This window comes from Ottowia oryzae (genome assembly GCF_003008535.1).
Taxonomy (GTDB): domain Bacteria; phylum Pseudomonadota; class Gammaproteobacteria; order Burkholderiales; family Burkholderiaceae_C; genus Ottowia; species Ottowia oryzae.
On record NZ_CP027666.1, the window covers coordinates 1,709,075 to 1,733,531 of the forward strand.

Below are 24,457 nucleotides of genomic sequence, written 5' to 3' on the forward strand. Positions count from 1 at the left end.
GCTTACCTGCCCAGGTACACCTCGATCACGCGTTCGTCCGCCTGCACCTTGTCCAGCGGCCCTTGCGCCAGCACGCTGCCTTCGGCCAGCACGGTGACGGTGCCCGTGTCGCCCGCGATGGCGCGGATGAAGTGCATGTCGTGCTCCACCACCATCAGCGAGTGCTTGCCTTTGAGGGTGAGAAACAGCTCGGCCGTGCGCGCCGTTTCTTCGTCGGTCATACCGGCGACGGGCTCGTCCAGCAGCATCAGCTTGGGCTCTTGCATCAGCAGCATGCCGATCTCCAGCCACTGCTTCTGCCCGTGACTGAGCAGCCCAGCCTGCCGCCGCACGTGGGGCGCCAGGTGGATGGTGTGCAGCACCTCGGCCAGCCGGTCGCGCTGCGCCGAATCGAGCTGGAAGAACATCGACGGGCGCACGCGCTTGTCGGTCTTCAGTGCCAGCTCCAGGTTTTCAAACACCGTCAGGTCTTCAAAAACGGTGGGCTTCTGGAACTTGCGGCCAATGCCCAGCGCAGCGATCTCGGGTTCGTTGTGGCGCAGCAGGTCGATGGTGCTGCCGAAGAACACGGTGCCGCTGTCGGGGCGGGTCTTGCCGGTGATGATGTCCATCATCGTCGTCTTGCCCGCCCCGTTGGGGCCGATGATGCAGCGCAGCTCGCCGGGGGCGATGTCCAGGTTCAATCCCTTGATCGCCTTGAAGCCGTCGAAGCTCACGCTCACGTCTTCCAGGTACAGGATGCGGCCGTGCGTCACGTCCACTTCACCCGCCACGGCGGGGCGCGCGTAGCTGGCGGCGCGGTCGCCCGACGCGGTGCCTGTCTCGGCGCGCTGGCGGGTGTAGGTCTCGACGCGCAGGGCGCCTTCTTCCATCAGATCGGGGGTCATGACGACTTGTCCTTGCGCATCAGCTGGCGCACCAGCCCGACGATGCCGTTGGGTAGCCACAGGGTCACGGCGATGAACAGCGCACCCAAAAAGTACAGCCAGAATTCGGGCGCGGCCACCGTGAGCCAGCTCTTGGCACCGTTGACCAGAAAGGCGCCGACGATCGGGCCAATCAGCGTGGCGCGGCCCCCCACGGCGGTCCAGATGGCGATTTCGATCGAGTTGCCGGGGCTCATCTCGCCGGGGTTGATGATGCCCACCTGCGGCACGTACAGCGCGCCGGCCACGCCGCACATCACGGCGCTGATCACCCAGATGCTCAGCTTGTAGGGCAGGGGCGAATAGCCTGAGAACATCACGCGGCTTTCCGCGTCGCGCACCGCTTGCAGCACGCGGCCGTACTTGCTGCGCACCAGCCAGCGGGCCATCAGGTAAAAGCCCAGCAGCGCCAGGCCAGACAGCACGAACAGCAGCATGCGCATGCCCTGTGTGGCCAGCGGATAGCCCAGGATGGTGGTAAAGCCCGTGAAGCCGTTGTTGCCGCCAAAGCCCGTCTCATTGCGGAAGAACAGCAGCATGGCGGCCACCGTGAGCGCCTGCGTGATGATCGAGAAATACACGCCCTTGATGCGCGAGCGGAAGGCGAAGTAGCCGAACACGAAGGCCACCAGCCCCGGCACCAGCACGATGAGGATCAGCGTAGCAATGAAGCTGCCCGACAGCGCCCATTGCCAGGGCAGCGCCTTCCAGTCCAGAAACACCATGAAGGGCGGCAGCGCATCTGGGCCGGCGGCCTGGCGCATCAGGTACATGCCCATCACGTAGCCGCCCAGCGCAAAGAACAGGCCGTGCCCCAGGCTGAGGATGCCGGTGTAGCCCCAGATCAGGTCCATCGCCAGCGCGCAGATGGCGTAGCACATGATCTTGCCCAGCAGGCCGACCATGTAGTCCGACAGGTGCAGCGGGCTGCCTTCGGGCACCAGCAGATTGAGCACGGGCGCCAGCGCGCACACGGCCAGCAGCGCGAGAATGAAGGCGGCCCAGCCGGGGCGGCTGAGCAGGGGTGCGCGCGTGGGCAGCGCGGTGCCCGCCAGCGTGCTGCCCGCGCCGGGCGAAGAGGTCAGGGTGTTCATGCTTCGGCGCTCCGGCCCTTCATCGCGAAGATGCCCTGCGGCCGCTTCTGGATGAAAACGATGATGAAGATCAGCACGGCGATCTTGGCCAGCACGGCGCCGGTCCAGCCTTCCAGCAGCTTATTGACCAGGCCCAGCCCCAGCGCGGCGTACACCGTGCCCGCCAGCTGGCCCACGCCGCCCAGCACCACCACCATGAACGAATCGACGATGTAGCTTTGCCCCAGGTCAGGCCCCACGTTGCCCACCTGGCTGAGCGCGCAGCCCGCCAGCCCGGCTATGCCCGAGCCCAGCGAGAACGCGTACATGTCCGTGCGCGCCGTGTTCACGCCCATGCAGGCGGCCATCGGGCGGTTTTGCGTCACGCCGCGTACGAACAGGCCCAGCCGCGTGCGGCTGATCAGCCACGCCACGCCCAGCAGCGCCGCCACGGCAAAGGCGATGATGACGATGCGGTTCCACGGCAGCGTCAGGTTCGGCAGCACTTGCAGGCCGCCGCTCATCCAGGCCGGGTTTTCCACCGCCACGTTTTGCGCGCCGAAGATCGAGCGCGTGGCCTGCATCAGGATCAGGCTGATGCCCCAGGTGGCCAGCAGCGTTTCGAGCGGGCGGCCGTACAGGTAGCGGATCACGCCGCGCTCCAGCGCCGCGCCCACCAGGGCCGACGCCATGAAGGACACCGGCACCGCCGCCACCAAATACCAGTCGAACGCGCCCGGCAGGTATTGGCGAAACAGCACTTGCGTCACATAAGTGGCGTAAGCGCCGATCATGATCAGCTCGCCATGCGCCATGTTGATCACGCCCATCAGCCCGTAGGTGATGGCCAGGCCCAGCGCGGCCAGCAGCAGGATCGAGCCCAGGCTGATGCCCGAGAACAGCACGCCCAGCCGTTCGCCCCAGGCCAGGCCCGCGTCGATGTGGCTGATGGCCGTTTGCAGCGCGGTCTTGACCTGCGGGTCGGTCTCGCGCTCCAGCTGCTCGTTCAGCAGCGGCTTGATGTCGGGGCTGCGCGCCTGGTCCAGCGCCTGCGCGGCGGCCAGTCGCTTGGCTGGGTCTTCGCTGGCCAACAGGGCGGTGGCGCGGGCTTTCTCCAGCTGGGCCTTCACGCGGGCGTCGTGCTCGGCAGCCAGGGCCTTGTCGATCAGCGGCAGGCGCGATTCGTCCGGCTCTTTCATCAGCGCGGCGGCGGCGTCCAGGCGCTCGGCCGCGTCGGCGCTGCCGAGCTGCATGGCGGCCTTGGCGGCTTCCAGCGCCGAGCGCACCAGGTTGTTGTTGACCACGTCGTCGGCGTCTTCGGGCAGCTTGAGCTTGGCGCCGGTCACCGGGTCGGTGGCTTGGTCGCCCTGCATGACGAAGACGTCTTTTTCATTGGCCTTGACGCTGTCGTCCGCCAGTGCGTTGATGTAGGCGCGGGTGCGGTCATCGGCCGTCAGCACGGCCTGGTTCAGCGCCTGCACACGCGCTTCGGAATCGCCGATGGCCATGGCGCGTGCCTGGTCGGCCGTCAAGGCATGGCCCAAGGGGCTGGCCAGCAGGGCGCCCACGGTCAGCACCAGCAGGCCGATGCGCCGCACCCAGCCTGGCGCGGGCGCGGCAGCCCGGCTTGGGGCGAGGGAAGGGGGGCGACTTGAAGTCAAGGGTTTCACCATCAAACAGGCCGCTGGCGCACGTGGGACGGGCGCTGGCAGCTATCAAAACAGGAACTGTCAGAAACTGGTGGGGCGGCGCGGTGCGGCTGCGCGCACGGTCCGCCCCGGGCCGCAACGCAGTCGGCGGCGCTGCGTTGCGGTGGGCGGCCTGCGCCCTTACTGGGCGGACTTGCCGTTCGGCTCGTCCTTCTTCTTGTCGTTGCCTTCGATGAACGGGCTCCAGGGCTGGGCCTTGACGGGGCCCTTGGTCTTCCACACCACGTTGAACTGGCCGTCGGCGCGGATCTCGCCCACCAGCACCGGTTTGTGAAGGTGGTGGTTCTTCTCGTCCATCTTGACGGTGAAGCCGTCCGGTGCGGCGAAGGTCTGGCCGGCCATGGCGGCGATCACCTTGTCGGTGTCGGTGCTCTTGGCTTTTTCAACCGCTTGCTTCCACATGTGGATGCCGATGTAGGTGGCTTCCATCGGGTCGTTGGTCAAAGGCTTGGTGGATTGGCCGGGCAGCTTCTTGTCCTTGGCGTAGGCGCTCCACTCCTTGATCCACGCGGCGTTGGTGGGGTTCTTCACGCTCATGAAGTAGTTCCACGCGGCCAGGTGGCCGACCAGCGGCTTGGTGTCCACGCCGCGCAGCTCTTCTTCGCCCACGCTGAAGGCCATGACCGGCACGTCCTTGGCTTTCAGGCCGGCGTTGCCCAGCTCTTTATAGAAGGGCACGTTGGAATCGCCGTTGATGGTGGAGATCACCGCCGTCTTGCCACCCTGGCTGAACTTCTTGATGTCCGCCACGATGGTCTGGTAGTCGCTGTGGCCGAACGGCGTGTAGGTTTCCATGATGTCCGCGTCCTTGATGCCCTTGCTGTGCAGGAAGGAGCGCAGGATCTTGTTGGTGGTGCGCGGGTACACGTAGTCGGTGCCCAGCAGCACGAAGCGCTTGGCACTGCCGCCGTCCTTGCTCATCAGGTATTCCACGGCGGGAATGGCCTGCTGGTTGGGCGCGGCGCCGGTGTAGAACACGTTTTTGGACAGCTCTTCACCCTCGTACTGCACGGGGTAGAACAGCAGGCCGTTCATCTCTTCAACCACGGGCAGCACCGACTTGCGCGACACGCTGGTCCAGCAGCCGAAGATCACCGCCACTTTGTCCTGGCCCAGCAGCTGCTTGGTCTTTTCAGCGAACAGCGGCCAGTTGGAAGCCGGGTCAACCACCACCGGCTCCAGCTTCTTGCCCATTACGCCGCCTTTTTTGTTGATCTCGTCGATCGTCATCAAGGCCATGTCCTTGAGGGCGGTCTCGGAAATGGCCATGGTGCCCGACAGCGAATGCAGGATGCCGACCTTGATGGTGTCGGCCGCGTGGGCGCTGGCAAAGCCCAGGCCCAGCGCCATGGCGGCGGTCAAAGTCTTGATGTGATGGCGACGGTTCATTGGGTTCACTCCGGTGAAAGGGATGGGCGGCCGCGAAGACGGTCCGTGAGCACCCTTACGCAAAGCGCGTGCCAGCACCCATCCGGGGCTCTGCGCCCCGCCGGGCAGCGGGGGGCGGTGTTTCAGTGCGCTTCGAGACGGTGCGCCCCACACCGGCAGGGGCGCGCACCGAAGTTGGGTGCGTCGCGCGTTGCATGGCCCGTGCTGCGTTCTCTGTGCCAACGCGATGCGCGCGCTGGCCGCGTCAGCCACTTGGCGCGCGGGGCACCGTCGCGGGGCGGGACGTGTGACGCCTGGCTATCGCGCACTGCAACGGGGCGCGGCGCTGTCAAGCCGGCGCCAAGGCAGTGCTGCCGCACTGATTTGGTGACCTGCACCGCATTGGCGCGCAGCGCCTCGCCCCGCGCCGCACGGAACAGGGCTGGCCCGCAAGTTGCATCGCACAATCCGACCATGGAACTTACCCCTGCTTTCGGCCCTCTGGCCGCGCGGGCTGAAAGAGCGAAGCGATATGGAACTGACTCCCCGCGTTCGGCCCTCTGGCCGCGCGGGCTGAAAGAGCAAAGCGATATGGAATTGACTCCCCGCGTTCGGCCCTCTGGCCGCGCGGGCTGAAAGAGCGAAGCGATATGGAACTGACTCCCCGCGTTCGGCCCTCTGGCCGCGCGGGCTGAAAGAGCGAAGCGATATGGAACTGACTCCCCGCGTTCGGCCCTCTGGCCGCGCGGGCTGAAAGAGCGAAGCGATATGGAACTGACTCCCCGCGAAAAAGACAAGCTACTTCTATTCACCGCCGCGCTGCTGGCCGAGCGCCGCAAGGCACGCGGGCTGCGCCTGAACTACCCGGAAGCCGTAGCGCTGATCAGCGCCGCCGTGATGGAAGGTGCGCGCGACGGCCGCACGGTGGCCGAGCTGATGAGCGCCGGGCGCGAAGTGCTGACACGCGCCGACGTGATGGACGGCGTGCCCGAGATGATTCCCGACATCCAGGTGGAAGCCACCTTCCCCGATGGCACCAAGCTGGTCACCGTGCACCAGCCCATCGTGTAGATCTATTTTTCAAGACTTATAGGCCTCCAGCGCCCATCCCACCAGCGCCAACAGCTATGAAAAACAAAGCAAAACTCCTTCTGGCCGGCTTAGCCGCCACTGCGCCACTGGCCGCCTTCGCGCACCCCGGCGCGTTGGCCGACCATGTGCACACCGGGTTTGCCAGCGGCCTGCTTCACCCGTTGACCGGCCCCGACCACCTGGCCGCCATGTTGGCCGTGGGCATGTGGAGCGCGCTGGTGCTGCGCCCGCGCTGGGCCGCGCCGCTGGCCTTCGTCGCGCTGCTGCTGGCGGGCGCGCTGGCCGCCCAGGCGGGCCTGGCCGTGCCGGGGGTCGAGCCGATGATCGCTGCGTCACTGCTGGTGATCGGCTTGCTGACGGCCGCCCGCGCGCGCTTGCCGGTGTGGGGCGGCGCGCTGCTGGTGGGCGCCTTCGCCTTCTTCCACGGCGCGGCCCACGGCAGTGAGTTGGCCGGCCCAGGCGCCGCTGCGGCCCTTCTGGGCATGGTGATCGGTACGGCGGTGCTGCACTTGGTGGGCATGGGCCTGGGTGAGGCGGCCCTGCGTCGCGCGCGCTGGATCAGCGCCGTGGCCGGTGCGGCGGTGGCGGCGCTGGGCTCGATGCTGCTGCTGCGCATGGCGATGTGAAGCAAAGGGGCACGCAGTGATACCTGGTGAATACCTGATCGACGAGGGTGAACACACCCTGAACCCCGGCCGCCCGGTGCTGACGCTGGTGGTGCGCAACACGGGCGACCGGCCCATCCAGGTGGGCTCGCACTATCACTTTTCCGAGACCAACGCCGCGCTGGCTTTCGACCGCGAGGCCGCGCGCGGCATGCGCTTGAACATCGGCTCGGGCTTGGCCGTGCGGTTTGAGCCCGGCCAGCAGCGCACCGTAGAGCTGGTGCCCTACGCGGGCGAGCGCGTGGTCTACGGCTTTCGCGGCCAGGTGCAGGGCGCACTCTGACCGGCTGGTCGATTTGATTGAAAAGTGGCTGAAGCGCTTGCCCAACCAGCGCTGGCAGCTACTGCTTGAATAGCAAACTGTCTGAAAGAACGAACGCGCCATGGCAACCCTCAACAAGCGCGCCTACGCTGAAATCTTTGGCCCCACGGTGGGCGACCGCGTGCGCCTAGCCGACACCGACCTGCTGATCGAGGTGGAAGACGACTACACCTTGCGCGCGGGCGGCTACGGTGAAGAAGTGAAGTTCGGCGGCGGCAAGACCATCCGCGACGGCATGGCGCAAAGCCAGCGCACGCGGGCGGACGGCGCCGTCGATACGGTGCTGACCAACGCGCTGATCCTGGACCACTGGGGCATCGTTAAGGCCGACATCGGCCTGAAGGACGGCCGCATCGCCGCCATCGGCAAGGCGGGCAATCCCGACACGCAGCCGGGCGTGGACATCGTCATCGGCCCCGGCACCGAGATCATCAGCTGCGAGGGCAACATCGTCACCGCCGGCGGCATCGACAGCCACATCCACTTCATCTGCCCGCAGCAGATCGACGAGGCGCTGGCCAGCGGCGTGACCACCATGCTGGGCGGCGGCACCGGCCCGGCCACCGGCACCTTTGCCACCACCTGCACGCCGGGGCCGTGGCACATCGAACGCATGCTGCAGGCGGCCGACGCCTTTCCGATGAACCTGGGTTTCCTGGGCAAGGGCAACGCCAGCCGGCCCGAGGCGCTGCGCGAGCAGGTGCACGCGGGCGTGATCGGGCTGAAGCTGCACGAAGACTGGGGCACCACGCCGTCGGCCATCGACCAGTGCCTGAGTGTGGCCGAAGAGCTGGACGTGCAGGTGGCCATCCATTCCGACACGCTGAACGAATCGGGCTTTGTGGAAGACACCATCGCGGCCACCAAGGGCCGCAGCCTGTGCGCTTTCCACACCGAAGGCGCGGGCGGCGGGCACGCGCCCGACATCCTGCGCGTGGTGGGCGAGGCGAATTTTTTGCCCAGCTCCACCAACCCCACCATGCCCTACACCGTCAACACGCTGGACGAGCACGTCGACATGCTGATGGTGTGCCACCACCTCGATGCCGCCATCGCCGAAGACCTGGCCTTTGCCGAAAGCCGCATCCGCAAGGAAACCATTGCCGCCGAAGACGTGCTGCACGACCTGGGCACCATCAGCATGATGAGCAGCGATTCGCAGGCCATGGGCCGCGTGGGCGAGGTGGTCATCCGCACCTGGCAGACGGCCAGCAAGATGAAGGCGCAGCGCGGCTGGCTGGCGCCCGACGCAGGGCGCAGTGCGGGCGCCGAATCGCAGCAGCGCAATGACAACTTCCGCGCCAAGCGCTACGTGGCCAAGTACACGATCAACCCGGCCATCGCCCACGGCATCAGCCACGACGTGGGCAGCCTGGAAGTCGGCAAGTGGGCCGACATCGTGATCTGGAAGCCGGCTTTCTTCGGTGTGAAGCCCTTCTGCATCCTCAAGGGCGGCAGCATCGCCATGGCCGCCATGGGCGACCCGAACGCCAGCATCCCCACGCCGCAGCCGGTGCACTACCGGCCGATGTTCGGCGCCTTCGGTGGCTCGCTGGCCAAAAGCTCGCTGACGTTCATGTCGCAGGCGGCGGTCGACGCGGGCCTGCCCCAGCGCTATGGCCTGGCCAAGACGGTGAGCGCGGCGCGCCACATCCGTGGCGTGCGCAAGCAGCACATGGTGCTCAACGGGCTGACGCCGCGCATGGAGATCGACCACCAGACCTACGCCGTGCGCGCCGACGGCCAGCTGCTGACCTGCGAGCCCGCGCGCAGCCTGCCGCTGGCGCAGCGCTACTTCCTGTTCTGAATGGCCGCTGCCCTGTACATCCGCCTGGACGACCTGAGCGACCCGTGCATCGCCACGTTTTTAGAGGAGCACCTGGCCGACATGCGGCGCGTGTCTCCGCCCGAAAGTGTGCACGCGCTGGACTTAGCGGCCCTGCGCGCGCCAGACATCCGCTTCTGGACGGCCTGGGCGGGGGCGGCGGAACCCGCTGATTCGGCCCAAGGCGCCGATGGCCCAGCGCTGGTCGGCACCGCAGCGCTCAAGCGCCTGGACGCAGCGCACGCCGAACTCAAATCCATGCGCACCGCCGCCGTCTGGCGAGGCCAGGGCGTGGCGGCGCAGATGCTGGTCTACGTGATGGACCAGGCGCGTGCGGCGGGCCACACGCGCTTGAGCCTGGAGACCGGCAGCGAGGAATTCTTTGCCTCCGCCCGTGCGCTGTACGCCCGGCACGGCTTCATGCCTTGCGCGCACTTCGGCAGTTACCAGCCCGATCCCCACAGCTGCTTCATGACCCGCGCCTTGTAGGCGCATGCAGCATCCGTGCGCGTGCCCCGCGCAAGTTCCGCAATACTTCCACCCATGCTGATCGCCAACAAAGTCATGCCCCAGGGCCGCGGCCTGGCCCGCGTGCTCACGCAGCGCGCGCCCACCATCGAGCTGGATTGGGATGCCCGCCAGAAAAGCCGCTTTTCCGCCACCGACAGCCAGGGCCGCGCGCTGGCCGTGTTTCTGCCGCGCGGCACCGCCGTGCGCGGCGGCGACGTGCTGGTGGCCGAAGACGGTTCGCTGGTGCGCGTGCTGGCGGCGCCGCAAACGGTGCTGCGCATCACGCCTTGTGGCCAGCACGGCTCGCCTTTCGACCTGACGCGCGCCGCCTACCACCTGGGCAACCGCCACGTGCCCATCGAGCTGACGCCCGAATACCTGCAGATCGAACCCGACCACGTGCTGGCCGACATGCTGCGCGCCATGCACCTCACGGTGACCGAGCTGCAGGCGCCTTTCGAACCCGAGGGCGGGGCCTACGGCGGGCACGTCACCAACGACGGGCACAGCCACCATCACCATGGGCACGGCCACCACCATGACCATGGCGGCCATCACGAACACGCCCACGACCATGATCACGGCCACGCCCACCACGACCATGGGCACGAGCACTGAGGCCCGGCTGCGGCCCGATGCGCCCACCCCCGAGGCCGCCATGCCGCCGCACAGCCTGCTGCAGCTGATCTGGCTGGCCTCGCCCGCCTTGCCGGTGGGGGGCTTCTCGTATTCCGAAGGGCTGGAGGCGGCCATCGAATGGGCGGGCGTGCAGGACGAAGCCACCGCCAGCGACTGGCTGATCGGCCAGCTGCACCTGAGCCTGGCGCCGGGCGATCTGGCCGTGGTGGCCGAGGCCACCCGCGCCTGGCGCGCGATGGACATGCCCCGCGTGCGCGCCCTGAACGCCTGGGTGTTCACCACGCGCGAATCGGCCGAATTTTTGCTGCAGACCGAGCAGATGGGCCGGTCCTTCGTCGAATGGCTCAAGCTGCACCACGCCGACGCCGCCACCTGCTTTGACGGTGTGCCCGCCACCTACCCGGTGGCGTTCGCCTTTGCCGCCGCGCGCAGCGGCGCCAGCGTGGCCGATGGCTGCCTGGCTTTCGCCTTCGGCTGGGCCGAAAACATGACCGCCGCCGCCGTCAAAGCCGTGCCGCTGGGCCAAAGCGCCGGGCAGCGCATGCTGGCCAGGCTGGCGCAAGACATTCCGGCGGCCGTGCAAGACGCGCTGGCCCGCACCGACGACACCCGCCAGGCCTTTTCACCGCTGCTGGCCATTCTTTCGGCGCGGCACGAAACGCAGTATTCGCGCCTGTTTCGCAGCTAGCCGCGCACGCCGGCCACCGCCCCACCATTTTTCAGGACACCGCCATGACCACCGCACTGCACCACGTTCCCAACCGCACCAAGAAACTGCCCCCTTTGCGCGTGGGCATTGGCGGGCCTGTCGGCTCGGGCAAGACCACCTTGCTGGAAATGCTGTGCAAGGCCATGCGCGACAAGTGGGACCTGATCGCCATCACCAACGACATCTACACCAAGGAAGACCAGCGCCTGCTGACCGTGAGCGGCGCCCTGCCGGCCGAGCGCATCATGGGCGTGGAAACGGGCGGCTGCCCGCACACGGCGATCCGCGAAGACGCCTCGATCAACCTGGAGGCCATCGACCGCATGCTGGGCGACTTTCCCAACGCCGACATCGTGTTCGTGGAAAGCGGTGGCGACAACCTGGCCGCCACCTTCAGCCCCGAGCTGTCCGACCTGACGATCTACGTGATCGACGTGGCGGCGGGCGAGAAGATCCCCCGCAAAGGCGGCCCCGGCATCACCAAGAGCGACCTGTTCGTCATCAACAAGACCGACCTGGCGCCGCATGTGGGCGCCAACCTGGACGTGATGAAAAGCGACACCGAACGCATGCGCGCCGGCGCGCAGGGCGTGAAGCCCTTCGTGATGACCAACCTCAAGACGCAGGCGGGCCTGGACGAGGTGGTGCGCTTCATCGAGCAGAAAGGCATGCTGACCGCCGTTTAGGCCGCCAGCGCCCGTCCAGCCTGCGCTGGCTGCTCTATTTGTTGTAGCTTTCCAGCGGCTCGTCGTTCGGGTTGGCAAACAGCGCCTTGAGCGCGTCGCTCATCGGCAGGTTCAGGCTGGTGTTGCGCGGCGGGATGGGCTGCATGAACCATTTGTCGTAGTGCCTGGCCATCTCGCCCGAGGCCATCATCGCCTTCAGCTCGCCGTCCACCGCCTGCTTGAAAGCCGGGTCGTCCTTGCGAAACAGGATGGCAATCGGCTCGGATTGCAGCGACGTGCCCACCAGCTTGTACAGCTTCGGGTCGCGTGAGTTGGCGACGATGCCCGCCAGCAGGTTGTCGTCCAAAACAAAGGCAGATGCGCGCCCGGTTTCCACGGCGAGCAGGCTTTCCAGGTTGTCCTTCTGCTGCGCCACGTTGATCTTGACGTTCTGCTCGCGCTCCAGCTTGCGCAGCAGCTGCACGGCGGTGGTGCCGGTGGTGGCGGCCACGCTTTTGCCGTCCAGCTGCTTCCAGTCGGTGATGCCCGAATCGGCCCGCACCGCCATGCGCACCTGGCTGATGTAGGTGGTGACGGCAAAGGCCACCTGCTGCTGGCGCACCAGCGTGTTGGTGGCGGGGCCGCAGCCAATGTCCACCGTGCCGTTCTGCACCAGCGGCATGGTGTTTTGCGGCGTCATGGCGAAGTACTCCAGCTTGGCCTGCGGCGCCAGCTTGCGAAGGATGCGTTCGCACAGCTCGACGTGGTAGCCGGTGAATTTCTCGTGCGCGCCCAGCGCATAGGCCATGGGCGGCGAGGCTTCGCGCACGCCGATCACGGCTTTGCCGCTGCTGCGGATCTTCTCCAGCGTGCCGCCGGTGGCCTGCGCGTGCGCGGTGGGCGCGACGGCGGCTGCGCCGAAGGCCAGTGCGATGGCCGCAAGGCGCCAGCGGGATGGGCGTGAATGGCTTGTCATGTTTTGTCTCCTTGGGAATGCCCCAGGCCAGTATGCCGCAGCGGATGCGCGTACCGGGTGGCGGTGTGGCCATCACGGGTGCGACGCGAATAGCCGCGAAATAGTCCCGTGTGCCTGCCATGGGCCTTGGCTTGGACGAGCCAAGCAGTGCGCCGTTGGGCACGCCTCGGTGCCAGCATGGAAGAGCGACGTGCGGCAAGGCGCTGCGTTGCCAGGGTGCCGCCCCCAGCCGGCGAACCGGCGGCCAATCCTTAGCGCGGCAAGATGTTGCGCGCCGTGGCCAGCAGCGTGGCGCACAGCGTTTCCGCGCCGTGTTCGTCCACCGCCATCACGTCGGCGGCGCACACGCTGAGCAGCTTGGCGTGGCTGATCACGCGGCCTTTGCCGCGCAGGTGCGTGCCGACGGCCGGGGCGACGATTTTCAGTGTGGTGTCGATCGTGGCGTTGCTGGCGCCCAGCGGCAGCAGCGTGGCGGCGGCCGATACGGCGGCGAAGTCGGCCACCGCGAAGATGGCGGTGGCCTGCAATTGACCGGGGCGGAAGGTCAGCTCGGGCGCGATGGGAATTTCCACCTCCACCTCGCCCTCGGCCATGTGGCGAAACGCCAGCTGCAAGGTGCGCGCGACCGGCATGGCCAGCACCCCGCGTTGGATGGCCTGCAGCTGGTCGGCGGCGGCAGGGGCAGGGTCGGGCTGGGGTGTCATGGTGTGCCTTTCTTGCGTTGGTGAGGGGTGCGCGGCCAGGGCTTGCTGCCGCCCGGCTTGGCGGGGCGGGCCAGGCGCTGCTGTTGCTGGCGTATCCAGGCGCGGTGGTCCACCACCGCCTGGCGCTGGCGCGCCAGCTCGGCCAGTCGCGCGTCGATGTCGGCGATGCGCTGCACCATGATCTCGTCCAGCTGCGCCAGCGTCAGGCGGCGGCTGCGGTAGGCGGGCAGCCACTCGCCAATCTCGCGCAGCGAAAAGCCGATGGCGCGCGACATGGTGATGAACACCACCTCGCGCTGCAGCGAAGCGGGGTAGTCGCGCCAGCCGTTGGCGCGCCGCGCGGGCTGCAGCAGGCCGCACTTTTCGTAGTGGCGCAGCGCGTGCACCGTGGTGCCGCAGCGTTCGGCCAATTCAGAGATCAGCATGCCCCGCATGTTGCCCAAGTTCGTGCTGCACGAAGGTCAACCAGGCGACCCGTGCGGGCGGGCACACGCCGGTGGTTGCTCCGGCGGAGGGCGAGGTGATCCGCCAGTGCGCCCTAAACACGCCTTAGCCGCACGTCTTACCCGCACGCTTTGACCACACCCGCCGCACAATTCGCCCATGCCTGAGTCCCCGGCTTTGTCGCCCCTTCACGTGGGCGCCCCCTCGCTGACGCGCCGCCACCTTCAGCGCCTGCGCCAGATGTACCGATCTGCCGGTTGGCCCTGCCAGGACGTGCTGGAGGCTGATCTGCTGGCCGCCGCGCTGCTGCAGCGCGTGCCCGCCGCCCACGGTGGCGAAACCCTGCGCGTGACCGACGCGGGCCTGGCCGCCCTCAGCGCGGCCGCCGCGCGAAACCGCGCCGCGCTGTCGGCGCACGAAGCGCTGGTGCGCCGTGTGGCGCAGGATTTGCAGCGCGCAGGCCGCATCGCGTGGCGCGGGCTGAGCTTGCGCGTGCCGATCTCGGGTCTGCCAGGTTCAGACCCCAATCATGCCCTGGCGCAGGCTCAACCAGCGCAGGCAGCTATGGAATGGCTAGCAAGCGACGCACCCGGTACCGCCACCAGCGCGGCGCCATCACGCTGGCACGTGGCCTGCCCGGATGTGTTTTCGGTGCGCCACACCAGCGTCGAGGCGTACCTGGATCCCGTGGTGCATGAGATCAAGGTCAGCCGCGCCGACCTGCTGGCCGACCTGAAGCGCCCGCAAAAGCGCGCCGCCTACCTGGCCATGGGTGGCGCCTGCTGGTACGTGCTGGGCACCGACGCGCGGGGCCGCGCCATCGGCAGCGCGGACGACGTGCCGCCCGAATGCGGCGTGATGCTGGTGAGCGCCGACGGCTGCACCATCCAGCGCCCGGCGCCGCGCCGCGCGCTGGAGCGGCTGCCATTCGCCACGTGGATGGCCCTGGCGCGCGCCACGCCGCTGCCCCCGCTGGAAGACGAGGACGCGCAGGGCGCCTTGCGCGATGTGGACTAAAAACAGGCGCCAGCGCCCGCTGTACCTGCGCTGACAGCTGCAATATAAATAGCAAATGCCCCTTAGGTGAGCCGCGTCAGTGCTGGCCCGCCAGCGATGCGGCAATCGCCCGCTTGAACGGCGTGGCGCGGTCTGCCACGCGCAGCAGCGCGCCGCGCAACAGCCGCAGCGGCGGCGCCTCGGCGGTGTACAGCGTGGCGATCAGCCGCGTGGCTTCGTACAGCGGGCGCGTGGCCAGGCGGTGGCGCCGTTCGTAGCGCGCCAGCGGCCCCGGCGCGCCCACGTCGCGGCGGGCGGCGTGCGCGGCCAGCAGCTCGGCGCTCAGCGTTTCAATGCCCAGCAGCCCGAAGTTGAAGCCGTGCGCCGTCACCGGGTGCATGCCTACGGCCGCGTCGCCCACGCAAGCGAAGCGCTGAGCGACGAGGCGGCGCGGGTACACGCCGACCAGCGGGTAGGCGTGGCGGGTGCTGGCGGGCAGCATCGCGCCCAGGCGCCCGTCGAAGCGGTGCGTGATCTCGGCGCCGAAGGCATCGTCTGGCATGGCCAGCAGCGGCTCGATCTGCTGGTGCGGCAGCGTCAGCACGACCGACGCGCGCGGCATGCCGGTGGCGGGGTCGTCGTTCATCGGCAGCAGCGCCAGCGTTTGGCCGTGGCCAAACCATTCCCACGCCACATGCTCGTGCGGCTGCGCGTGCGTCATCTGGCAGACCAGCATGCTGCGGCCAAAGTCGTGCTGGGTGGCGCCAATGCCCATTGCGCGGCGCGTGGCCGAAAACCGGCTGTCGGCAGCCACCAGCAGGCGCGCGCCGTGGCGGGCGCCGCTGGCCAGGGTGACGTGCATCTGCTCGGCCTGCGGCTGCAGGTGCGCCACGCCGTCGCCGGCCAGCACCTCGATGTCGTGGTGGCGCGCGATGCAGTCCTGCACGCCTTCCCACGCAGCGCGGCGGATCAGGTGGTTGGACACCAGCCAGCCCAGCTCGCTGCGCTGCGTCAGCCCGTGGCCGATGACCAGCGCAAAGGGCGACGCGCCGTTCAGCACCTTCGCGTCGCGCAGCGGCGCCAGCGCGTTCGGTTCTGCGGCGCGGATGCGGTCCCACAGGCCCAGGCGCTGCAGCGTGGCCGCCGAAGCCTGGGTGAGGGCGATCTCGCGCCCGTCGAAAGCGGGCTCGGCCAAGGCGGGCAGCGGCTGCTGCTCCACCAGGGCGATGGAAAGGCCGCGGCCAGACAAGGCGCTGGCCAGGCACAGGCCGGCCGGGCCTGCACCGCTGATCAAGACGTCGTAGGGCATGGGCCGCAGGGTAGCGCGGCGCGGGGCGGCGGGCGTTGACCCCAATCAACGAGGGGCCTGCGGCGTGCGCCGTGCTGGCCGTGCGCAACGCGCCGCAATCTGCTTGCAAAATAATAGCTGCTGGCGCAGTGTGGTCGGGCGCCAGGGCCTCGTTAGGTGCCCAATGTGGGCGCCGGTTGGGCGCTGCGTCAGGCGCTATTCGGTGCGCCAGGCATCGTGCGCGCGCAGCCAGGCCTGCGTCTCGGCGCCCTCGGGGATGGGCTGGCCGCTGTCGCGCCACTGCACGGCGGCCTTGAAGCCGTTTTCTTGCGCATACCGGCGAAACCACAGGCCTTCGGGGTTGTGGCGCGTGATGCCGTCGAACAGCGTGGCCAGCGTTTGCGATTGCTCCAGCCCCATCGTCAGCATCACCTGGTTGACCACCATCTTGTGCATCTGCAAGTGGCCGCGCGGCACGCCGGCGATGCGCTGGGCCAGCGCCATCGTGGCGGCTTCCAGCTCGGCGGCGGGCACGGCCTGGTTGGCCAGGCCCCAGTCGGCGGCGGTGCGGCCGCTGATCAGGTCGCCGGTGAACATCAGCTGCTTGGCGCGCAGCGGGCCCAGGCGGTAGGTCCACATCGCGGTGGTGGGACAGCCCCACACGCGCGTGGGCATGTAGCCGATGCGCGCGTCCTCGGCCATCACCAGCAGGTCGCAGCACAGGGCGATGTCGCTGCCGCCGGCCACGGCCGCGCCATGCACTTTGGCAATGGTGGGCTTGGGGCAGCGCCACAGGCTCATGAAATCTTCGGTGAAGCCCTTCATGGTGCGGTAGTCCAGCATCGGGTCCCAAGGTGTGGCTTCTTGCTGGCAAGGGTGCTCGATGTGCTGCTCGGCGGTGGCGGCCAGGTCGTAGCCGCCGCAAAAGCCCTTGCCCGCGCCTTCCACCACGATCACGTGCACCTCATCGTCGGCCACGGCCCAGTCGACCGCTGCGCGGATCTCGCCGGGCATCTCGTCGGTGATGGCGTTCAGCCGCTCGGGCCGGTTGAGCAGCAGGCGCGCCACGCGCGGCTGGGCGGGGTCTTTGTCGATCCGCAGGGTGCTGAAGCTGGGCACGGTGGTCTCCTTCGCGGTGGGCGCGCGGGCCATCCTAGGCCTGGCGCCGCGCGAGGGGGTGTCGCATTGCGTACAGTGCGGGCATGAACCAATCTGTATGGGCGCTGGGCTGGCGCAACCTGTGGCGGGACATGCGGTCGGGCGAGCTGCGCCTGCTGATGGTGGCCGTCACCCTGGCCGTGGCCGCGCTGACGGCGGTGGGGTTTTTCTCTGACCGGCTGCAAGGCGGCCTGAAGCGCGACGCAGGCCAGCTGCTGGGCGGCGACGCGGTCATCGTCAGCGACAACGCGCCTGCCCCCATCTGGGCCGAGCGCGCCCGGACACTGGGCCTGCAGACCGCGTTGACGCTGAGCTTCCCGACCATGGGCCGCGCCCCCGATGCGCAAGGCGGGGCCACGCGCCTGGTGGCGCTGAAAGCCGTGGGCGAGGGCTACCCGCTGCGCGGGCAGGTGCGGCTGACGCAAGACCCGGCCGATTTGACTGGCGCACCCGTGCAAGGCCTGCCAGCGCGCGGCCAGGCTTGGGCGGATGCTGCAATTTCAGAAGCGCTGGGCCTGAAGCTGGGCGACACGCTGCTGCTGGGCGACGCCAGCTTTCAGCTCACGCAGTGGATCGCGCAAGAGCCCGACAGAGGCTCGGGCTTTCTGAACTTTGCGCCGCGCGTGATGATTGGCGAGGCCGATCTGCCCGCCACCGGCCTGGTGCAACCGGCCAGCCGCATCACCTGGCGCCTGGCCGTGGCGGGTGCGCCAGACCGTGTGCGCCAGTTTCAAACCTGGGCCGATGCCGAGCTGAAAAAGCCGGACGTGCACGGCGTGCGCCTGGAATCGCTGGAAAGCGGCCGCCCCGAGATGCGCCAGACACTGGACCGGGCCGAGAAATTCCTCAACCTGGTCGCCTTGCTGGCTGCGCTGCTGTCTGCCGTGGCGGTGGCGCTGGCCGCGCGCGGCTTTGCCGCCCGGCACCTGGACGACTGCGCCATGCTGCGCGTGCTGGGCCTGCCGCAGCGGCGCATTGCAGGCGCGTACACGGTGGAGTTTTTGTTGATTGGCCTGGCGGCCAGCCTGCTGGGCGTGGCCATCGGCTTCGCCGTGCACTACCTTTTCGTCTGGCTGCTGGCCGGCTTGGTGGAATCGACCTTGCCCGCTGCCACCGGGTGGCCGGTGCTGTTCGGCCTGGGCATTGGCCTGACGCTGCTGGTCGCCTTTGGACTGCCGCCCGTGCTGCAGCTGGCGCAGGTGCCGCCGCTGCGGGTCATCCGCCGCGACGTGGGCGGGCTGAAGGCCGCATCGCTGCTGGTGCTGGGCCTGGGCGTGGCGGGCTTTGCCGGGCTGCTGCTGGCCGTCAGTTCTGATCTGAAACTGGGGCTGATCGCCGTGGGCGGCTTTGCGGGCGCGGTGGCCGTGTTCGCCGTGTTGGCGTGGGTGGGCGTGAAGCTGCTGCGCCGCGTGGTGAACGAAACCAGCGCGCCGCGCTGGCTGGTACTGGCCACGCGGCAGATCTCGGCGCGCCCGGCGTACGCGGTGGTGCAGGTCACCAGCCTGGCCGTGGGGCTGCTGGCGCTGGTGCTGCTGGTGCTGCTGCGCACCGACCTGATCAGCAGCTGGCGCGCCGCCACCCCGGCCGACGCGCCCAACCGCTTCGTCATCAACGTCATGCCCGACCAGGGCGAGGCCTTCCGCCAGGCGCTGAAGGACGCGGGCGTCGCCCGGCTGGACTGGTACCCCATGTTCCGTGGCCGCCTGACCGCGGTGAACGGCCGCAACGTGAACCCGGACGACTACGCCGAAGACCGCGCCAAGCGCCTGGTGGACCGCGAATTCAACCTTTCCAACGCGGCCGAGGCGCCCGCGCACAACGAGATCGTGGCAGGCCGCTGGACGCCCGGCGAAGCCAACGCCGTCAGCGTAGAAGAGGGCCTGGCCAACACGCTGGGGCTGAAGCTGGGCGACACGCTGCACTTTGACGTGGGCGGCATCCCGCAGGAAGGGCGCATCACCTCGCTGCGCAAGGTGGACTGGGCGTCGATGCACGTCAACTTCTTCGTCATGTTTCCGCAGGCTGAGATGCCGGATTTGCCGGTCACCTACATCGCGGCCTACCGTGCACCAGAGGTATGGCCCCCACGCTCCCCTGCTTCGCAAGGTGCGCTGCCCCCCGAGGGGGCTGCTGCCGGTTTGGGACGGCCCGGCACCGGCAGCGCTGGTTTCGACAACGCGCTGGTGCGCGACTTTCCTAATATCACCAACGTGGACATGAGCGCCACGATCGCGCAGGTGCAGCGCGTGCTGGACCAGGTGATCCGTGCGGTGGAATTCCTGTTTGGCTTCACCCTGGCGGCGGGGTTGATCGTGCTGTTTGCCGCCGTCAGCGCCACGCGGGAAGAGCGCGCGCGCGAATTCGCCATCATGCGCGCCGTGGGTGCCAGCAGCGATTTGCTGCGCAAGGTGCAGCGGGCGGAATTGGCCGGGGTGGGGCTGCTGGCGGGGTTTCTGGCCAGCGTGGTGGCTGTGGCCGTGGGTTGGGCCATGGCGCGCTATGCGTTCGACTTTGAATGGCGTGCCTCGCCGTGGGTGCCGCTGGCGGGCAGTTTGGTGGGCGCTTTGCTGGCGCTGCTGGCGGGCTGGTGGGGCCTGCGGGAGGTGCTGCGCCGCCCCGTGGTCGAAACCCTGCGGCAAGCGGCGGAATAGCAGTTGCTATCAATAGACTAGCTGCTGGCGATGGTGGGTAGGGCGCTGGAGGGCTTTTTGGTTTGAAATAGCCCAGCGGCAGCCCTCACTGCAGCGGCGCAGGTCGCGATACGACGGCCGCACGCGGGGGTTCGGCCCGCGCGCCTGCGAGTGAGCTGCGCGCTTGGCGCAGAGCGGCCTAGCGGCTTCGCGAAAAGAGTTGGCGGGGCGGCCGCGGCGGCGCACCGGCCGCGCCGATGCGCCGGGTCCGGCCCCATCGGCCGATGTGGCGCCCCACCGCCCAGAAACCCCACGGCACCCGCCTGTTACAGCGGCATTCAACGCCCTGTCACAAACCCGCCCCAGCATCGCCCGGTTGACACCACCGACAGGCGATCTCTTCATGTCCCAGCCGACCACCCTGCAAGCCACCTTTCCTGCCCGCCTTGTTCTGGCCAGCCTGCTCCGCCAGCCTGGCCGCGTGCGGCGGCAGCGACGACGACACCGCGCCCACCGCGCAAAGCGCCACCGCACAGCTGGCCTTGCTGGAGACCACCGATCTGCACTACTACGTGCGCAGCTACAACTACTACTCGGACAAGGAAGACCCCACCGTTGGGCTGGAGCGCACCGCTACGCTGATCCACCAGGCGCGCAAGGACTTTGCCAACACGCTGTTGGTGGACAACGGTGACACCATCCAGGGCACGGTGCTGGGCACGTACGAGGCCCAGGTGGCCCCCATCCCGCCCACGCAGCAGCTGACGATGTACAAGGCCATGGCCTCGCTGAAGTACGACGCGGGCGTGTTGGGCAACCACGAATTCAACTTTGGCCTGCCGTACCTCAGCCAGGTGCTGGGCGGCGGGCTGGACGTGGCCGGGGTCGACCCCACGATCGGCAGCAAGGCCACGGGGCCGGGCTTTCCCATCGTCACCGCCAATGTCACCAGCCTGAAGACAGGCAAGCCGCTGATCGACCCGTACGTCATCCTCGATCGCCAGCTGACGGCCACGCAGGCCGATGGCAAGGCCGTCACCCTGCCCATCAAGATCGGCGTGATCGGCGTGACCACGCCGGGCATCCTGAACTGGGACAAGGACAAGCTGGACGGCAAGATCAGCACGCAAGACGGCCGCGACACCGTGGCCAAGTACGTGCCCGAAGTGCGCGCCAAGGGGGCCGACCTGGTCTTCGTGCTGCTGCACGGCGGCATGACCGCTGCGGGCTACAACGCCAACATGGAGAACCCGGGCTACTACATCACCAAGGATGTGCCGGGCATCGACGGCATCGTGATGGGGCACGAGCACAACACCTTCCCCGACCGCGGCGCCAACCCGTCCTACAAGTTCGCCGGTGCCGACAACGCCAAGGGCACCGTCAACGGCGTGCCTGCGGTGATGGCCAGCTCCTGGGGCAAGGCGCTGGGCGTCATCAACTACGCGCTGAAGTGGGACGCGGGCACCAAGAAATGGTCGGTGGACACCACCAAGACCGACGTGCAGGTGCGCACCACGCAAACGGGCACCAACCCCGCGCAGTACGTGGGCAGCGACCAGACCGTCATCGCCGCCGTGCAAACCCTGCACGACAAGACCCGCACGTACGTTGCTTCGCCCATCGGCACCAGCGACTTCCGCATGAATTCGATGTTTGCCGAAGTCGGCAACGTGGGCGCGCTGCAGCTGGTCAATCAGGCGCAGCAGGCGCACGTGGCCAAGTACGTGCAGGCCAACCTGCCGCAGTACGCCGATTTGCCGGTGCTGTCGGTCACCGCGCCCTTCAAGGCCGGCTTTTCGGGCCCGACCGACTTCACCGACGTTGCCCAGGGCACGCTGACGGTGGCCGCCGCGGCCGACCTGTACCTGTACGACAACAACACCATCAACGCGGTGAAAGTGAGCGGTGCGCAGATCAAGCTGTGGCTGGAAAACGCGGCCAACCGCTTCAATCAGATCGACCCGGCCAAGACCACCGACCAATGGCTGCTGAACGACAGCAAGACCGGCGTGCAGCCGGGCGCGGCCTTCCCTGGCTACAACTTCGACGTGTTCACCTCGCCCGACATCCGCTACGAAATCGACGTGACCAAGCCGAAGTCCAACGTCAACAAGCCCGTGGCGGGCGAAGAGCGCATCCAGAACCTGACCTACAAAGGCCAGCCGATCGACGCGGCCCAGCAGTTCATCGTGGCCACCAACAACTACCGCGCCAACAGCAGCGCGCCCTACATCCTGGGCACGGGCAAGGCTTTTGACATCGTCTGGGCGTCGCCCGACGCCAACCGCGAAGTGGTGCTGAACTACGTCAAGGCGCAAAAGACCGTCACCCGCGCCAGCAACGGCAGCACCAGCAGCTGGCGCTTCGCCAAAACCCCCACGGCGGGCAAGGTGCTGTTCAAGTCCGCCAAGGACGCGCTGAACGTGGCGCAAGACGCAGGGCTGACCAACATCAGCGTGGACCGCGCCGACGACACCGGCGTGAACGGCGGCACTGGCACCTACGCCATCTACCGCGTCGACCTGGGCAAGTAAGCCCAGCCGCCCGCGTGCCGGGGTAGCGCGCGGGGTAAGCAGCACCTGCTGCTTGGCGCCCGCCGGGGGAAGCGGCCCAGCCCAGCTGAAACGATGTACAGCCGCCGCGCCGGGTTGCGGCTGTAAACATGCCGTCACAGCCTGCACTTCTGCGGTGCAAATTAGAGTCTGCACTCTGCAGATCGCGCGCCAAATGCCGGGTTTGTACTTAGTGCTTTGGCGCGGATGTGCTTAACTGGCAGGCATGACCGATACCGTCAAAACCCTTCATCTCGCCCTGCAAGGGGGCGGCGCCCACGGCGCCTTCACCTGGGGCGTGCTGGACACGCTGCTGGCCGACGGCCGCCTGCACTTTGACGCCATCAGCGGCACCAGCGCAGGCGCCGTCAACGCCGTGGCGCTGGCGCACGGCTGGGCCAAGGCGCTGGACGAAGGCACCGACCCCGCCGAAGGCGCCCGCGTGGCGCTGGCCCACGTGTGGCGCAAAGTGATGGACATGGGCGCGTTGAGCGGCAGCGCCTCGCGCATGGCGCGGCTGGTGATGGGCGCCTTGCCCAACGCCTTCAGCCGCATGTCGCCCTACCAGACCAACCCGCTCGACTACAACCCCCTGCGCGAGCTGATCACCGATTCCATCGACTTCGACCGCATCGCCCGCCTAAAGGCCCCGCGCCTTTTCATCGCCGCTACCGACGTCGAAACCGGCCGCGCCGCCATCTTCAGCGGCAAGCGCGTCACCGCGCAGGCCGTCATGGCGTCGGCCTGCCTGCCGCAGCTGTTCCAGGCGCCAGAAATCAACGGCAAGCTGTATTGGGACGGCGGCTACGCCAGCAACCCACCGCTGGGTCCGCTGGTCGAATCCGACGGCAGCCAGGACATCCTGCTGGTGCAGATCAACCCCCTGCGCCGCACCGCGCGGCCCACCACCACCGCCGAAATCACCGACCGCGTGAACGACCTGACCTTCAACGCCAGCCTGATCGCCCAGATGCGCACCATCGCGCTGGTCAACGACATGGTGGCCAGCGGCATAGTGCGCCCCGGCCTCAAGCCCATTCACATGCACCGCATCGACGGCGGCAAAGCCCTGGCCGCCATGCCCGCCGCCAGCAAGCTCGAGCCCAAGCCCGCCACGCTGGAGCAGCTGTTCGCCCTGGGCCAGGAAAGCGCCACGCGCTGGTTGCGCAAAAGCTTTGAAGCCGTGGGCCAGCGCACCTCCATCGACCTGCACCGCGACTACGGCGACCCGCTCAAGCTGGACTTTGAGCAGCCCGAAGACGCGCCAGACGACGACGCGGCCGACGCGCCAGACACACCCGCTCCCTCAGCCGCCCCAGCCGCCAAGGCCACCGCAGAAACCGCGCCCGCGCCCGCCCGCAGCGCCGAGAAGGCCGACCCAACCGACGCAGCCGACCAATCCGCCAGCGCCGCCGCCAGCGCCCAAGACGCCAGTGCCCCCGCCGCTGACAAGCCCACAGGCCCCGCCGCCTAAAATCAGCCGGGTGGCGCCGAGCTATCAAACCGATAGCTGCTCGCGCTTATTCTTCTGGCGCTGGAGGGCGATTTGACTGATAAAGAACTGGGCGAAGAAACGGCCACCGCTGTCACGCCCTTTGAACTGCTGGGCGGCGAGCCCGCCGTGCACGCCCTGGTCGAACGGTTTTACGACCTGATGGACCTGGAGCCCGGCTATGCCGAACTGCGCGCCGCCCACGGCAACACGCTGGACAGCGCGCGGCAAAAACTCTTCTGGTTCCTGTGCGGCTGGCTGGGCGGCCCCGACCACTACATCGAGCGCTTCGGCCACCCCCGCCTGCGCGCCCGCCACCTGCCGTTTTCCATCGGCGTGCTCGAGCGCGACCAATGGGTCGCCTGCATGGCCCAGGCCATGCGAGAAACCGCCGTACCCGAAGCGCTGCGCCAGCGCCTGGAGCAAAGCTTTTTCCAGACGGCGGATTGGATGCGGAATCGGGGGGTGTGAGGGGGCGGTGCTTCATTGCCACGCACCGATAGGACGATCGGCCACCAACACTGGGGTGCTCACCGTTGAGTCCTGACATGGTGTGCGATCTGTCTTTCGGGCTTGACCCGTGCGTTTCCGGCGATGCCGAATACGCTTACAAAGTGTGTGCTTACGCGAATGACCGATAAGCGATCAATATCTTAGATGCTCAGCGGGGAGCCAAAAGCTACCCTCGCGTCAAGGTCAACCGAGATGGAA

The 24,457-nt window shown here is 68.1% G+C and carries 22 protein-coding genes; 13 read left to right on the forward strand and 9 right to left on the reverse strand.

Features of this window, described 5'->3' with window-relative positions:
• Positions 1-2: 2 nt before the first annotated feature.
• The 4 genes from urtD to urtA form a co-directional block, all read right to left on the reverse strand.
• A complete protein-coding gene (gene urtD / locus C6570_RS07980) occupies positions 3-887 on the reverse strand; it encodes an urea ABC transporter ATP-binding protein UrtD (RefSeq protein ID WP_106702740.1) in 885 nt (294 codons plus the stop codon).
• A complete protein-coding gene (urtC, locus tag C6570_RS07985; protein ID WP_211297661.1) occupies positions 884-2,020 on the reverse strand; it encodes an urea ABC transporter permease subunit UrtC in 1,137 nt (378 codons plus the stop codon). Before urtC ends, urtD begins: the two co-directional genes overlap by 4 nt.
• The gene (gene urtB, locus C6570_RS07990) at positions 2,017-3,507 is read right to left on the reverse strand and encodes an urea ABC transporter permease subunit UrtB (RefSeq protein WP_245896445.1); all 1,491 of its coding nucleotides are present in this window, start codon (positions 3,505-3,507) and stop codon (positions 2,017-2,019) included. Before urtB ends, urtC begins: the two co-directional genes overlap by 4 nt.
• Positions 3,508-3,828: 321 nt before the next feature.
• The gene (urtA, locus tag C6570_RS07995; RefSeq protein WP_106702742.1) at positions 3,829-5,097 is read right to left on the reverse strand and encodes an urea ABC transporter substrate-binding protein; all 1,269 of its coding nucleotides are present in this window, start codon (positions 5,095-5,097) and stop codon (positions 3,829-3,831) included.
• A 747-nt stretch (positions 5,098-5,844) separates the two neighbouring features.
• Here urtA and C6570_RS08000 point away from each other — a divergent pair.
• The 8 genes from C6570_RS08000 to ureG all read left to right on the forward strand — a co-directional run bounded on the left by C6570_RS08000 (position 5,845) and on the right by ureG (position 11,524).
• The gene (locus tag C6570_RS08000; protein ID WP_106702743.1) at positions 5,845-6,147 is read left to right on the forward strand and encodes an urease subunit gamma; all 303 of its coding nucleotides are present in this window, start codon (positions 5,845-5,847) and stop codon (positions 6,145-6,147) included.
• A gap of 56 nt (positions 6,148-6,203) precedes the next feature.
• A complete protein-coding gene (locus C6570_RS08005) occupies positions 6,204-6,794 on the forward strand; it encodes a HupE/UreJ family protein (protein ID WP_106702744.1) in 591 nt (196 codons plus the stop codon).
• A 16-nt stretch (positions 6,795-6,810) separates the two neighbouring features.
• Positions 6,811-7,116: an urease subunit beta gene (locus C6570_RS08010; protein ID WP_106702745.1), complete on the forward strand. Its 306-nt coding sequence runs from the start codon at positions 6,811-6,813 to the stop codon at positions 7,114-7,116.
• Between the two features lie 100 nt (positions 7,117-7,216).
• Positions 7,217-8,962, forward strand: a complete 1,746-nt coding sequence (gene ureC / locus C6570_RS08015) for an urease subunit alpha (RefSeq protein WP_106702746.1) — start codon at positions 7,217-7,219, stop codon at positions 8,960-8,962.
• Positions 8,963-9,469, forward strand: coding sequence for a GNAT family N-acetyltransferase (locus C6570_RS08020; RefSeq protein WP_106702747.1), 507 nt, complete (start codon positions 8,963-8,965; stop codon positions 9,467-9,469).
• 54 nt (positions 9,470-9,523) lie between these two features.
• Entirely contained in the window at positions 9,524-10,108 is a 585-nt protein-coding gene (ureE, locus tag C6570_RS08025; RefSeq protein ID WP_106702748.1) for an urease accessory protein UreE, read from the forward strand.
• Between the two features lie 40 nt (positions 10,109-10,148).
• Positions 10,149-10,817: an urease accessory protein UreF gene (locus tag C6570_RS08030; RefSeq protein WP_106704584.1), complete on the forward strand. Its 669-nt coding sequence runs from the start codon at positions 10,149-10,151 to the stop codon at positions 10,815-10,817.
• A gap of 44 nt (positions 10,818-10,861) precedes the next feature.
• Positions 10,862-11,524, forward strand: coding sequence for an urease accessory protein UreG (gene ureG, locus C6570_RS08035; protein ID WP_106702749.1), 663 nt, complete (start codon positions 10,862-10,864; stop codon positions 11,522-11,524).
• Between the two features lie 34 nt (positions 11,525-11,558).
• On the opposite strand, the gene C6570_RS08040 is transcribed toward ureG, so the two are convergent.
• From C6570_RS08040 to C6570_RS08050, 3 genes are all read right to left on the reverse strand, one after another.
• On the reverse strand, positions 11,559-12,479 hold the full coding sequence (locus C6570_RS08040) for an amino acid ABC transporter substrate-binding protein (RefSeq protein ID WP_106702750.1): 921 nt from the start codon (positions 12,477-12,479) through the stop codon (positions 11,559-11,561).
• Positions 12,480-12,730: 251 nt separating this feature from the next.
• Complete coding sequence (locus C6570_RS08045; RefSeq protein ID WP_106702751.1) at positions 12,731-13,183, reverse strand: PaaI family thioesterase; 453 nt, start codon at positions 13,181-13,183, stop codon at positions 12,731-12,733.
• Positions 13,180-13,608 (reverse strand): MerR family transcriptional regulator, encoded by a 429-nt coding sequence (locus C6570_RS08050; protein ID WP_164675510.1) that lies wholly within the window; start codon positions 13,606-13,608, stop codon positions 13,180-13,182. The genes C6570_RS08045 and C6570_RS08050 overlap by 4 nt, the downstream gene beginning before the upstream one ends.
• A 178-nt stretch (positions 13,609-13,786) precedes the next feature.
• Here C6570_RS08050 and C6570_RS08055 point away from each other — a divergent pair, with 178 nt between their 5' ends.
• Entirely contained in the window at positions 13,787-14,644 is an 858-nt protein-coding gene (locus tag C6570_RS08055) for a hypothetical protein (RefSeq protein WP_106702753.1), read from the forward strand.
• 76 nt (positions 14,645-14,720) lie between these two features.
• Here C6570_RS08055 and ubiM read toward each other — a convergent pair whose 3' ends face one another.
• Positions 14,721-15,932 (reverse strand): 5-demethoxyubiquinol-8 5-hydroxylase UbiM, encoded by a 1,212-nt coding sequence (ubiM, locus tag C6570_RS08060; protein ID WP_106702754.1) that lies wholly within the window; start codon positions 15,930-15,932, stop codon positions 14,721-14,723.
• A gap of 195 nt (positions 15,933-16,127) precedes the next feature.
• Positions 16,128-17,030 (reverse strand): crotonase/enoyl-CoA hydratase family protein, encoded by a 903-nt coding sequence (locus C6570_RS08065; protein WP_106704585.1) that lies wholly within the window; start codon positions 17,028-17,030, stop codon positions 16,128-16,130.
• A gap of 83 nt (positions 17,031-17,113) precedes the next feature.
• Here C6570_RS08065 and C6570_RS08070 point away from each other — a divergent pair, with 83 nt between their 5' ends.
• The 4 genes from C6570_RS08070 (at position 17,114) to C6570_RS08085 (ending at position 24,217) form a co-directional block, all read left to right on the forward strand.
• A complete protein-coding gene (locus C6570_RS08070) occupies positions 17,114-19,720 on the forward strand; it encodes an ABC transporter permease (protein ID WP_106702755.1) in 2,607 nt (868 codons plus the stop codon).
• Between the two features lie 416 nt (positions 19,721-20,136).
• Positions 20,137-22,236 carry a bifunctional 2',3'-cyclic-nucleotide 2'-phosphodiesterase/3'-nucleotidase gene (locus C6570_RS08075; RefSeq protein ID WP_483870162.1) on the forward strand — a complete coding sequence of 700 codons (2,100 nt, stop codon included), beginning with the start codon at positions 20,137-20,139 and terminating at the stop codon, positions 22,234-22,236.
• 244 nt (positions 22,237-22,480) lie between these two features.
• Positions 22,481-23,728: a patatin-like phospholipase family protein gene (locus tag C6570_RS08080; protein WP_211297662.1), complete on the forward strand. Its 1,248-nt coding sequence runs from the start codon at positions 22,481-22,483 to the stop codon at positions 23,726-23,728.
• Between the two features lie 72 nt (positions 23,729-23,800).
• Positions 23,801-24,217, forward strand: a complete 417-nt coding sequence (locus C6570_RS08085) for a group II truncated hemoglobin (RefSeq protein WP_245896358.1) — start codon at positions 23,801-23,803, stop codon at positions 24,215-24,217.
• Positions 24,218-24,457: the final 240 nt, after the last annotated feature.

What these genes read in the sequence shown, in the direction of transcription:
- ubiM (WP_106702754.1), bottom strand. Translation starts at nt 15,932, where the DNA reads ATGCCCTACGACGTCTTGATCAGCGGTGCAGGCCCGGCCGGCCTGTGC.
- C6570_RS08030 (WP_106704584.1), top strand. Translation starts at nt 10,149, where the DNA reads ATGCCGCCGCACAGCCTGCTGCAGCTGATCTGGCTGGCCTCGCCCGCC.
- C6570_RS08080 (WP_211297662.1), top strand. Translation starts at nt 22,481, where the DNA reads ATGACCGATACCGTCAAAACCCTTCATCTCGCCCTGCAAGGGGGCGGC.
- urtD (WP_106702740.1), bottom strand. Translation starts at nt 887, where the DNA reads ATGACCCCCGATCTGATGGAAGAAGGCGCCCTGCGCGTCGAGACCTAC.
- urtB (WP_245896445.1), bottom strand. Translation starts at nt 3,507, where the DNA reads ATGGCCATCGGCGATTCCGAAGCGCGTGTGCAGGCGCTGAACCAGGCC.
- C6570_RS08005 (WP_106702744.1), top strand. Translation starts at nt 6,204, where the DNA reads ATGAAAAACAAAGCAAAACTCCTTCTGGCCGGCTTAGCCGCCACTGCG.
- C6570_RS08070 (WP_106702755.1), top strand. Translation starts at nt 17,114, where the DNA reads ATGAACCAATCTGTATGGGCGCTGGGCTGGCGCAACCTGTGGCGGGAC.
- C6570_RS08040 (WP_106702750.1), bottom strand. Translation starts at nt 12,479, where the DNA reads ATGACAAGCCATTCACGCCCATCCCGCTGGCGCCTTGCGGCCATCGCA.
- C6570_RS08050 (WP_164675510.1), bottom strand. Translation starts at nt 13,608, where the DNA reads ATGCTGATCTCTGAATTGGCCGAACGCTGCGGCACCACGGTGCACGCG.
- urtA (WP_106702742.1), bottom strand. Translation starts at nt 5,097, where the DNA reads ATGAACCGTCGCCATCACATCAAGACTTTGACCGCCGCCATGGCGCTG.
- urtC (WP_211297661.1), bottom strand. Translation starts at nt 2,020, where the DNA reads ATGAACACCCTGACCTCTTCGCCCGGCGCGGGCAGCACGCTGGCGGGC.
- C6570_RS08055 (WP_106702753.1), top strand. Translation starts at nt 13,787, where the DNA reads ATGCCTGAGTCCCCGGCTTTGTCGCCCCTTCACGTGGGCGCCCCCTCG.
- C6570_RS08000 (WP_106702743.1), top strand. Translation starts at nt 5,845, where the DNA reads ATGGAACTGACTCCCCGCGAAAAAGACAAGCTACTTCTATTCACCGCC.
- ureE (WP_106702748.1), top strand. Translation starts at nt 9,524, where the DNA reads ATGCTGATCGCCAACAAAGTCATGCCCCAGGGCCGCGGCCTGGCCCGC.
- ureC (WP_106702746.1), top strand. Translation starts at nt 7,217, where the DNA reads ATGGCAACCCTCAACAAGCGCGCCTACGCTGAAATCTTTGGCCCCACG.
- C6570_RS08020 (WP_106702747.1), top strand. Translation starts at nt 8,963, where the DNA reads ATGGCCGCTGCCCTGTACATCCGCCTGGACGACCTGAGCGACCCGTGC.
- C6570_RS08045 (WP_106702751.1), bottom strand. Translation starts at nt 13,183, where the DNA reads ATGACACCCCAGCCCGACCCTGCCCCTGCCGCCGCCGACCAGCTGCAG.
- ureG (WP_106702749.1), top strand. Translation starts at nt 10,862, where the DNA reads ATGACCACCGCACTGCACCACGTTCCCAACCGCACCAAGAAACTGCCC.